Here is a 9913-nt window from a genome sequence, read left to right on the forward strand (position 1 = left end):
TTAGTCGATTATGTCATTTGAAAAAGTATGCCAAATCAACGATATCGTTCCGGGAACGGGAGTCTGTGCGTTACTCAATGGTGAGCAAGTTGCGGTATTTCGCCCATCGCAAGAACAGCAGGTCTTCGCCATTAGCAATACCGACCCGTTTTACCAATCCAACGTGTTGTCACGCGGGTTGATTTGTGAGCATAAAGGTGAGCTTTGGGTGGCGAGTCCACTGAAAAAGCAGCGCTTTAATTTGGCGACGGGAACCTGCTTGGAAGACGCTAGCTTTAGCGTTAAATCTTACCCTACACGAGTGAAAAACGGTGTAGTAGAGATTGCTGGTTAACCAAAGAGATTGAATAGCTCAAAGGCTTCCTGCCACTTTTTAATGCGGGGTAGGGAGCCTTTCACTATTGGATTTTGACTTTTAATTTTAACTTTTTGGAGAGACATGATGTCTTATTTAAAACCAGCAGAATTTGTCCAGACAATGATTGATACTGGCGAAGCGAAAGTACGCACCTCGACGCGCGACCTTATTCTACGCGGCATGATGGCGGGCATTATTCTGTCTTTAGCGGTGGTTGTGGCTATAACTACGATCACACAAACCGGAATCGGTATTGTCGGTGCGCTCGTCTTCCCGGTTGGTTTTTGTATTTTGAGCCTAATGGGTTACGACCTTGTCACTGGTGTGTTTGGTTTGGCGCCACTGGCAAAATTTGAAAATCGCCCGGGCATTACTTGGAATCGTGTATTTCGTTGTTGGGGTTTAGTGGGCTTAGGCAACTTGATCGGTTCACTGCTGGTGGCAGCTTTGATTGCTCTATCATTGACGATGAATTTCAGTGTTGAGCCCAATGCGGTCGGCCAAAAGTTCATTGCGATTGCGACTGCCCGTACCGTTGGCTTTGAAAACTTAGGTGTCGATGGTTGGATAACCTGCTTCGTACGCGGCATTCTATGTAACTTAATGGTGTGTTTAGGCGTGATCGGCAATATGACCGCGCGCAGTGTTGCCGGTAAAATTGCGGCAATGTGGCTGCCAATCTTTATCTTCTTTGCACTTGTGTTCGAACATGCGGTGGTCAACATGTTTTTGTTCCCACTAGGTATGATGCTAGGTGCGGACTTTGGTATTGCGACATGGTTAAATTACAACCTTATCCCAACCATCCTCGGTAATATTGTTGGTGGTTTGCTTATGACCTGTATCCCACTTTACTTAACGCATAAGAAAACAGCGCCAGCTCTGGATGCAGTGGTTGACGTCGAGGCTCAAGCGGCATTGGGCACCAAATAGTATCAATCGAAGTGGTAGGGTGATGCCTTACCACTTCTCACTAATATGGTGGTACACGATCTCATTTAGCGGCAGTGTGACCAACGTAATAAACCACAGACAATGTTTGGCTATAAAAAGCGTTACTCAAACCTTTTTTATTGAGTGCCCCTTGTTATATCCAAATTTGAATTGATAGGCATCGTTATGCAAAAGACATCTTCAACGCCAGTAAGCAATGCGGCACTGACTCCACGCGCGTTACATCGTGGCTTTGTTTCTTTAGTTGGAGCGGGTCCAGGTGATCCGGATTTATTGACGGTAAAAGGCTTTCGCGTGATTCAGCAAGCCGATGTTGTTGTTTACGACCGTTTGGTGTCGGCTGATATTTTGGCGCTTGCTAATGACAAGGCGGAGATGATTTATGTGGGCAAGAAACTGGATTATCACTGTGTACCTCAAGATCAAATTAACCAAATATTGGTCGATAAAGCCTTAGAAGGTAAACGCGTGGTACGCCTTAAAGGTGGGGACTCTTTCATCTTTGGCCGTGGTGGAGAAGAGCTAGAAACGTTAGTTGAGCAAAACGTTCGTTTTGAGGTTGTTCCGGGCATTACCGCGGCGGCGGGTGCAACGGCTTACGCTGGTATTCCGCTGACTCACCGAGACCACGCACAAGCGGTGCAGTTTATTACAGGGCATGTGCAAAAAGATGGCCAAGAAATTGATTGGAGTGCGGCAGCACAATCCAATTCAACCTTAGTGTTTTATATGGGCCTAAAACAGAGTGGCTACATCGCGGATAAACTTATTACTCACGGACTTGATGCGGAAATGCCTTGTGCCATCATCGAAAATGGCACCCGTCGTGAGCAACGGGTTTATCGTTGCCCATTAGATCAGTTGGCTCAAGTTGCAAAACAAGCCCAAAGTCCCGCTTTGATTGTGGTCGGCAGTGTCACCACATTACATGAAAAATTGAATTGGTTTGAGTGACAAGCTGAGCAAAGTTGACTCATCGCTATGACTGGGATCACGAGATAGAGCAAATAGACTGGCTGAAACTAGAGATTGTTTTGTATGTTTTATAGACAGTTGGTAATGCTCTCTAATGCATAACAGTCATTAAGCGGATGTCTTGGTTGCTTAACGAACGAATAGACGCAGTGGTTGTGCTGCGCTTATCCCTATGCATGGACGAGAACATGGATTGAGGGATATCGATGAATAATCACTATTTTCAAACCACCAAGCCTCTTAATGAGCAACTACAACAGCTTATGTTGAGAATGCACACCCGCGTTCCGGCCCTCGCTCGTGTTTCATATGCGAAGTATTGCCCAGAGAGCGACACATTAGCCACTTACGCAGACAGTGAGTTTGATCTCTGGAGCGAACTTCACCATGAGCAGCGTCTCAGTAAACTCAATCATTTAAAACAGACTGCCCACAGCGCGATCCCACGTATTATCGATGATCTCAAGCAGATCACTCATTGTGAACGGGTGAACCTTCTGCTTAAAAAAGGCTACCGTTCTTCTGCCGCGATCCCGTGTTACCACCAGCGTAAATTGAGCGGTTTCATTTTTCTCAATGCCTATGAGCCGATGGCATTTGATAAAAAATCGTTAGTGCATTTAACGCCTTATCTCGAGCTCGTGCAGTTTACGGTTGAATCGCAATGCCAAGTTGTGGAAGCGATTGTTAAATTGGCGGAGCGTGTGAAAACGGGGGCGCAGTTGTATGGTCGCGATCAGTATTATCATGGTCGTCGGATGCGACTGTATACACGTCTCATCGCAGAACAATTAGCAGAACAACACCAACTCGATGATGAACAAGTGGATGCGATTTCATTGTTTGCGCAATTTCATGACATAGGTAAAACGCAAGTTGCTGATGCAGCGCTGCGTAATCGCGACCCTTTCTCCTCTTATGACGCCCTGACAGCGCAAACTCATATGGATCAAGGCGTTAAAATCATGGAGGAAATTGTCTCATCGGTCGGCGAGCCGAATCATCCAAGTATTCAATTACTTAATCAAATCATGCGTTTTCAGTCGGAGCGCTTGGATGGCAGTGGCTACCCTTATGGTTTTCAAGGTGATGAAATCCCACTTTCCGCACGGATGGTCGCGGTTGCGACATGTTTTGATGCCATGACCACCGATCAAAATGACCGCCAAGCCTTACCGGTACCTTCTGCTTTATTAGAGTTAGAAAAGCAGGTGCAGAAAGGCAAATTAGATACTGAATGCGTTAATGCACTGCGTCATCGACAAGAGTACCTTAAACAAGTGATCCGAAAATTCCCAGAGCCACTACGCTGGGGGGATATGTTTTAGTTTCTCACTTAACCTTTAGTTTTTTAGACTTTACTTCTTAGCCAGTACATTTTGCATCTTTTATACCAGTGATGCTTATTGGCGCGACGCTGAATCGGAATCTATTTACAGCGTCGCGCAGACCAACTGAGTGACTCTATGTTGCTCGATCTCAAGGTCACCTTTCACGACAAACAACACTTTATTGATATGAGCACTCAGTGAGCGGCGGTTACGTTTATCTATGTAAGTGTAAATATAACGATATTGGCCCGCCGATTGGGTGCGAGCATACACAAATAAACTTGCAAAAACACCTCGGCCCCGCTCGCTTTGGCGAATACAAACGGGCCCCCAAAATAGACTATTGTCTTGATTGAGCGCTTCACCGGCGACCACAATATGCTCAAGTTGCTGCGCAGCTTGTGAGACGCTCAAAGAAAACTGCTAGTACTGCCAAGAGGCGCAAACGGCCATCGCAATAATCTGTTGATGTGATTCTGCCACATAGACGGCTTTTTCATGTTTAATTGCATCGAGCAGTTGGTGTTGATCAAGTATCGTGTTGAGAAAGCCATCGCGTAGTTGTTGTGGGTTTAGCGTGCTAATGTGAGAGTCTTTTTGTAGCTGAATAAGCAAAGGCACATCTTCAGGGGTCGCACAGCGAAATATCATAGGCACTCTCGATAGTTTTGAATCAACCATTAATATACATATAGTACACCATGTTGTATATTTGTTAAGCAGATCACGGTATTTTTTTGAGTCGCTATTTCTTAACTCAGTATGGTAAGGATGTATTAAATGCGGTGCGCTTACTCATCCGTGCGTTAGCTGTTACTATTGCAGCATATAAAGCTAAGAGGCGAATATGATGGAAAAAGTGGCGATCTTTGTTGATGTGCAGAACATTTACTACACCACCAGACAGCACTATCACAGCAATTTTGATTACAACCAGTTTTGGGCAAAAGCTACTCAAAATCGTCAAGTCGTATTGGCTAATGCGTATGCGATCGCATCTCAAGATCCAAAACAGCGCCAGTTTCATCACATTCTGCGTGGCATTGGTTTTAGTGTGCAATTAAAGCCTTTTATTCAGCGCAGTGATGGCAGTGCGAAAGGGGACTGGGATGTGGGTATTACATTGGATGTTTACGAAGCTGCCGCCGATGTTGACCGAGTGATTTTACTCTCGGGAGATGGCGATTTTGAAATGTTAGTGAAGCGAGTACAACAACGTTTTTCCGTACAGGTTGAAGTGTATTCTGTACGTGCATTGACAGCACAGTGCCTGATTGACGCTTGCGATGTTTATACGCCAATAAGCAGTGAACTTTTGTTAGAGCGACGCTGAGTGACAAGCTTGTGCCACCCAGCCATCAGCAGTTGAAATTAAGCGTTTGCTGCTGAGTTGGTTTCAACTTCAGCGTTTTCAACTGTTGCGTCAGCGTTGTCGGCAGTTTCGGCTGCCGCATTTTCTGTCACTGAATCTTCTACCACTTCATTTGCAGCCAGTTCCGCTTCCATCTTGGCGCGGTCAGCTTTAGAAATGTAACGCGGCTTATTGCTGCTGTGCAATTTTGCGTTCTGCTTCTTCATTCTATTTTTATAAATTTGGTTAATCTTTTTTTTGCGGTTCATTGAGATGACCTTTTAACCGAGCAGTTTGCTGGGTTTTTCATTAAGTTCGGTTTGTCACGGGGCGCGCATCATAGCAAGAAGTTCACGGTTTTGCATCGGGATTTGCATTCTTCGTTCACGATGAGCGCGAGCTTAATACTATTTTGTTCTGGTGATATAACTGTCAATTATAAGATAGACAGAAGAAAATATGGAAATTTTGTTTCGCGAATCAAATTAACGGTAAAGAAATCATCGAGTTTGTGTCAAATGCAAAGATAAGGCGGTGTAAGTTGTGACTGGTCTTCACATCATATGCAACTTGTTATTTCAAAAAATCTGACGATCTCGTGCAATTTATTTTAATTCTAATAGGTCATCTATTACGTACATTTTAGTGAATCGAGCAGCGGAGCAAGAGCTCGAATTTTGGTAAGTAAAGGAGTCTATTATGATTAAAACAATAAGTTTAGCGAGCGTACTACTATTCAGTTCAGTTGCAATGGCCGGATTAAGTGGGCCTTACGCAACGGTATCATCCAATAGCACCATGACAGGCGGTTCTTACGCTTCTAAAGATGCGGCACTGCAAGTGGGACGAAACATGATTATGGATGTTAACGGTATGTCTTCGATTGAGTTGAGCCGTAATGTCCGTTGGGATACCAATGACCAAGTTGATATCACTTCATTTGAATTGCTTAATTCACAGGTCGCTCTTCAAGAAATTGTCACCAGTGAAGGGGCTATCGCTTATCAGCCAGTGATCAGCGTAAGCTACGAATATCGCGCTCGCGACCGCGATTAATCGTCTATCCTATTGGTCACTGTTTTGGTTTCGTTTTCGCTAGCACGACACGAATCAAAGTAACGCAGCACTATTGACCAATTTAAGTAGCGAGAGCTTGCAGAGATAAAAAAGCCCTAAACTTGGTTTAGGGCTTTTTTGAACATGAATTAAATTAAGCGTCAGCTTAAATTAATGATGCGTCTTCACGATTTGCGCTTTCTAGCATCTTACGGATCACATACGAACAGACAAATGCAATGATGACCATCACCACCGCCAGAATTGTTAGCAGTTGGAAATACTCGCCGTAAACGCTCTGAACCACTTGTTGTGTAATCTGTTGGCCTTTTTCGAGCGCAATAGAAGTCGAGAACACCGCACCGATAATACCACTCAGCGCCATAGCGATATAGAACAACGAAACAGAGAAGTTCTCAATGTGCTTAGGTGCGACAGATAGAATAAATGCCACTACCAAACTACCTACGATGACTTCAGCAAACGCTTGGAAGAAGTGAATCAGTAGGAAGGTTTCTGGACGAATGATCGCATCTTCACCCACATTCATCACAGCTAGCGTTAAAATACCAAACGCAATGGCCGTCAAAATGAATGAAAAGCCAATTTTTGTCGCGGTGGAGAACGTAATCCCACGCTTTTCAAGCTTGGTGAATGTGTAAGAAATGACAGGACCTGCCAAAATACACCAAAGAGGATTCATTGCCATTGATGCTTCTGGCGCAATCGGAATAAAGCCAAATAGGTCACCACGCATCGTGTTGATTGTTACCATGGTCATTGAGGTCATCATTTGGCCGTAGTAAACAAAGAAACAGGTTGTCAGGACGGTCATGATTAAGATTGTACCCATCTTCAATGCATCAGACTTGCCTGATTTAAACATCAACGAGATGAAGTACAAGATCGCAGCACCACCGATGGCGTAAACGATATTTTGACCAATATCCATGTTGGAGAACATGAAGAACACAAGAGCAACCATGGCAGCAGATAAAACAAAGAAAGCGATCCAGTTTTGCATGCTGACTGGCTTTTGATCGATGTCGGCGCCAACGTTAACCAAGGGTTTGCGGAACACAATCAGCGTGATGAGTGCAAACGTTGCCATCACGGCAGATAAGGTAAAGCTACCGTGGAAACCAATGACCAGAACAAACATCGGGAATAGGTATTGGCCAAGCAGAGCGCCGACGTTGTTGACAGAATAGTTGACAGGGTAACCATTCTCAAAGTCTTCTTGCGATGCAAAGGTGCGCTTATACAAGCTAGGGTATGACGGTGACATCAAGCCGCGAGCATAACTGGCTAGGGCAATACCGACCAAGCTTATCGGCACGTTTGTGGTCGATGCACCGAAAATCAGCAGCAAGTAACCAACAGAAAACGTCGCGTATGAAATCGTCAAAGAACGGTATGAACCAAGGAATTTGTCGGCGATAAAACCGCCAGCAATAGCAAACAGTGGGCCGATTGAAGAGAAAGCACCTACCACCATCATGGTATCCGCTTCGCTATAACCTAAATCCTCTAGGAAGAAGCGCGTCAAAATAACCATGACACCGTAGAAAGACAAGCCAAACATCATTTGGCAGAACATCATCGACTTATTGAGCCTATTCCACATAGTTTTCTCTTGTGTGTAGAAGTTGAGGCCGGAGATTATGCCAGAAATCACTATTGATGCACGGAAAAACCCCACTTTAATGCAGTGTTTTGTTCTGAAATGGTAAGAAAACGTTTGCGTTATGCTTGTGATGTTTAATTATAGAGCAGATTATTGCAGACAGTTGCATTGCATATCTGGCAACCTTTTGGCTATTCACAGGGCGGAGCAAGGTGGATAGAAGAGTCTGCCACCTAATACACCACTTTTAGGTGTTGCCAATGCTTCAACCAAGATTTCGATTGCACTCTTTGATCAAAGATTTCCTTTGACCGTTTAGGGTTATACGTTAGCTCCAAGTTAAAGAGTGAATCAAATCCGAAAGCTGCAATACATTAAAAACTATCACTATTTATCATTCTGATTACAACTGCTGTTTCTTTTTCAGGCCAATAGCTCATAGCGCCAAGTGGACTTTTGTATGGTATATCACCATTTTCAGAATGCATATAAGCTTGATTTCGCACTTGCCAATTTATGCACGGCATTGCTTTTGTTAATATCTGCTCTTAATGTTCATATGCATCAAGACTCTTTATAATGTGTCAAAATATATAATATCAAGATAATTTAGTGGTGTTGGATTTGTTATACCGTATAAAGAGTCTCTGACCAAATTCCTAACAAAACCTACTGCGAGATAGAAATCTGTCAAGTTGTGCTAAGTGGTGTGAAACAGCATTTGCTTTCGAATGCTGTCAGCCTATATCTGCTCAACGATCTTTTTCAAATTACGTCCTTGTATATTAGGATTTTTTAAAGTTTACCTTGACATTAATTCATCCACTGTAAAGTCTGGGTTATCTTCAAAATCAAACTCACTAAGAGCACTGAAATCTACCGCATAATGTTTTCCATCAATCTCCATCGGAAGAGGCTGAAAGCTTTGGGGATCACCTGTTGGACCATGCTCACTCCATACAACTTTAAGGGCTGATTTTTTTAAAGGGTTATACTCATAAACAATAGAGTTCAGGTCATATAAAGTTTCAGCGCCAACGGGCAATGAACCAAGGTGATTAATAAAATGTTGTTCTAAACTCACAGGCTTTGATTCAGCAACAACTTGTTCAATAAATTTTTTCGTCAAACGTTTTACAGAAGTCTCAGCGTTTTCTTCTTTCTTAGTCACCATTAGTCGATCGTGCTTTCTTACTTTGTATTTTCCTACTCTTGAAGGCATATCAAAATAAGAATGTAGATCTAATGGTTTTTGAGTAATCGAGTTTAGTTCATCTAAGAATTGCATATAGAATCGAAGCAGGGTATGTCGCCCTGTTTTGCGTTCATTTGCTAATTCATCAGCAGTATCAGGCAAAGTATATTGATTGAAGTTATTTCTTAGTTTCCCAAAGGGACCAACAATGCCTAACCCTAAAACAACCACAAAATCAGGTCTTAAATTGATATCATCTAATTCACTATCAAGCTGTTTTACTTGTTTAGCAATTGCTGACAGGCTACGGTTCGCAGCATATGCGAAAATTGCGGTGACAGGAGTAACGGGATCTAAACCAACCTGTATCCCAGGATTTGGGCTATGTGAAAAATTTTCCTTTGAGGCTATTCTCTTCAAACTAACAATGTTTTGATATGCATCTTTCAGCTCTTCACTTCCCAAATGAGACTTCATACTTATTGCCCCAAAAACGCTTTCAATTGGGTACAATGAATGAGATGGTGATTTTAAAAATAATGGGCAATGATCTTTGTCATATATCACTATATCAAGCTCACCACTAACATCATTATTGGAAGAAATTACTTCACCTCTCCCTGTGCCGTACTTGTTTGGTAAGTAATCACATAAAAAGTCTACGAATGCTTCCTCTCTATTGTCTCCTTTACCACCGTTATGCTTTATTTGTACACTTTTCTGAAATTTTGCCGTTAATTCAAGGCTAACTGACTCAAATATTTTTCTCAAATCCATTACTTTTTCTCATGCAAACCTCTAACCATAATTTAAAATATAAGAAACTGGTCTGAATTTTAACTCTTTAGGAAAGCCCGTAGTATTTACTGATACCAGTACTCAAAACGTTAGCTGCTGTTGTCAAGGATATTAGCCAGCCACCACTTGCGGCTTTGGAGCACATGTTACCAATCCAAGTGCTTACGTTTGAACCAAATTGACCTGTTGACGAAATATCACCATCACTTTCTATTGCTTGTTTTAGTTCTGCGATGTTTTTTTCTGGAACTTTATGTTCGGCTAAGAA

General features: G+C 42.9%; 12 protein-coding genes and 2 pseudogenes. 6 read left to right on the top strand and 8 right to left on the bottom strand.

Going from position 1 to position 9913, the window contains the following annotated elements; translation table 11 throughout:
• Positions 1–10 precede the first annotated feature (10 nt).
• The 4 genes from nirD (at position 11) to RH85_RS19015 (ending at position 3615) form a co-directional block, all read left to right on the top strand.
• Positions 11–334: a nitrite reductase small subunit NirD gene (nirD, locus tag RH85_RS19000; protein ID WP_006714349.1), complete on the top strand. Its 324-nt coding sequence runs from the start codon at positions 11–13 to the stop codon at positions 332–334.
• 108 nt (positions 335–442) lie between these two features.
• Positions 443–1291, top strand: coding sequence for a formate/nitrite transporter family protein (locus tag RH85_RS19005; RefSeq protein WP_006714350.1), 849 nt, complete (start codon positions 443–445; stop codon positions 1289–1291).
• Positions 1292–1477: 186 nt separating this feature from the next.
• Entirely contained in the window at positions 1478–2266 is a 789-nt protein-coding gene (gene cobA / locus RH85_RS19010) for a uroporphyrinogen-III C-methyltransferase (protein ID WP_006714351.1), read from the top strand.
• 227 nt (positions 2267–2493) lie between these two features.
• Positions 2494–3615, top strand: coding sequence for an HD-GYP domain-containing protein (locus tag RH85_RS19015; protein ID WP_006714352.1), 1122 nt, complete (start codon positions 2494–2496; stop codon positions 3613–3615).
• Positions 3616–3720: 105 nt separating this feature from the next.
• Here RH85_RS19015 and RH85_RS23550 read toward each other — a convergent pair whose 3' ends face one another.
• Both RH85_RS23550 and RH85_RS23555 read right to left on the bottom strand, forming a co-directional pair.
• Entirely contained in the window at positions 3721–4032 is a 312-nt protein-coding gene (locus RH85_RS23550; protein WP_006714353.1) for a hypothetical protein, read from the bottom strand.
• A 9-nt stretch (positions 4033–4041) separates the two neighbouring features.
• Positions 4042–4269: a hypothetical protein gene (locus RH85_RS23555; protein ID WP_006714354.1), complete on the bottom strand. Its 228-nt coding sequence runs from the start codon at positions 4267–4269 to the stop codon at positions 4042–4044.
• Between the two features lie 199 nt (positions 4270–4468).
• Between RH85_RS23555 and RH85_RS19025 the strand changes: the two genes are divergently transcribed.
• Positions 4469–4951, top strand: a complete 483-nt coding sequence (locus tag RH85_RS19025) for a LabA-like NYN domain-containing protein (protein ID WP_006714355.1) — start codon at positions 4469–4471, stop codon at positions 4949–4951.
• Positions 4952–4989: 38 nt separating this feature from the next.
• Here RH85_RS19025 and RH85_RS19030 read toward each other — a convergent pair whose 3' ends face one another.
• Positions 4990–5238 carry a DUF2986 domain-containing protein gene (locus RH85_RS19030; protein WP_006714356.1) on the bottom strand — a complete coding sequence of 83 codons (249 nt, stop codon included), beginning with the start codon at positions 5236–5238 and terminating at the stop codon, positions 4990–4992.
• A gap of 430 nt (positions 5239–5668) precedes the next feature.
• Between RH85_RS19030 and RH85_RS19035 the strand changes: the two genes are divergently transcribed.
• Positions 5669–6025, top strand: coding sequence for a DUF3316 domain-containing protein (locus RH85_RS19035; RefSeq protein ID WP_006714357.1), 357 nt, complete (start codon positions 5669–5671; stop codon positions 6023–6025).
• A gap of 166 nt (positions 6026–6191) precedes the next feature.
• On the opposite strand, the gene RH85_RS19040 is transcribed toward RH85_RS19035, so the two are convergent.
• The 5 genes and pseudogenes from RH85_RS19040 to RH85_RS23105 form a co-directional block, all read right to left on the bottom strand.
• On the bottom strand, positions 6192–7652 hold the full coding sequence (locus RH85_RS19040) for a peptide MFS transporter (protein WP_039949372.1): 1461 nt from the start codon (positions 7650–7652) through the stop codon (positions 6192–6194).
• Positions 7653–7885: 233 nt separating this feature from the next.
• Positions 7886–8179, bottom strand: a pseudogene (locus RH85_RS23775) (nucleotidyltransferase family protein).
• 47 nt (positions 8180–8226) lie between these two features.
• Positions 8227–8346, bottom strand: coding sequence for a nucleotidyltransferase family protein (locus tag RH85_RS23780; protein WP_420895806.1), 120 nt, complete (start codon positions 8344–8346; stop codon positions 8227–8229).
• A 108-nt stretch (positions 8347–8454) separates the two neighbouring features.
• Positions 8455–9624 (bottom strand): DUF6602 domain-containing protein, encoded by a 1170-nt coding sequence (locus RH85_RS19045; protein ID WP_006714359.1) that lies wholly within the window; start codon positions 9622–9624, stop codon positions 8455–8457.
• Between the two features lie 67 nt (positions 9625–9691).
• A pseudogene (locus RH85_RS23105) lies at positions 9692–9913 on the bottom strand (hypothetical protein); the annotation flags it as partial.

This window comes from Vibrio ichthyoenteri ATCC 700023, assembly GCF_000222605.1.
Classification (GTDB): domain Bacteria; phylum Pseudomonadota; class Gammaproteobacteria; order Enterobacterales; family Vibrionaceae; genus Vibrio; species Vibrio ichthyoenteri.